The 670-nt window shown below is 60.9% G+C and carries 1 protein-coding gene; it reads right to left on the bottom strand.

The window, feature by feature from the left end; all coding sequences use genetic code 11:
* Positions 1–670, bottom strand: a 670-nt coding sequence (locus E9677_RS25090; RefSeq protein WP_136560797.1) for a carbohydrate ABC transporter permease, incomplete at both ends; no start/stop codon positions are given.

The following is a 670-nucleotide window of genomic DNA, read 5'->3' as shown; positions in this document are numbered from 1 at the left end:
GAATGCGACGATGTTGGCGAGGATGATGGCGATGATGCCGCCGGCAGATGCGCCGCCAACGTCGTAGCCGAGAAGGGCCGTGCGATAGATCAGGAAGACGAGGTTCGTCGACGCATAACCCGGGCCGCCATTGGTGGTGACGAGGATTTCCGCATAGACGCCCAGCAGGAAGATCGTCTGAATCAGGACGACGACCGTGATCGCGCGGGCGAGATGCGGAAGCGTGAGATAGATGAACTGGTTGATGAAACCCGCGCCGTCCATCTCGGCCGCTTCCTTCTGCTCGCCGTCGAGAGACTGCAGGGCGGTCAGGAGGATCAGCGTTGCAAAGGGCAGCCACTGCCAGGCGACGATGATGATGATCGAGAACAGCGGATACTGCGCGAACCAGTCGACGGGCTGGAAGCCGAACCAGCGGTTGATATCGGCCAGCACCCCATAGCCCGGATGCATGATCATGTTCTTCCAGACGAGTGCCGCCACCGGCGGCATGACGAAGAAGGGTGAGATGATCATGATCCGCACGATGCCCTGGCCGAAGATCGGCTGGTCGAGCAGAAGTGCGATCGCGATGCCGCCACCGACGGTAATCGTCAACACGCCGCCCACGAGCAGGAGCGTGTTCCAGATCGACTGGAAGAAGGCGGGGTCGGAATAGAAGAAGCGGTAG

The sequence above is a fragment of the Peteryoungia rhizophila genome, from assembly GCF_004912145.1.
GTDB classification, from domain to species: domain Bacteria; phylum Pseudomonadota; class Alphaproteobacteria; order Rhizobiales; family Rhizobiaceae; genus Allorhizobium; species Allorhizobium rhizophilum.
Note: the sequence above shows the minus strand (reverse complement) of the source record. Positions and strands in the feature narration are given on the sequence as shown.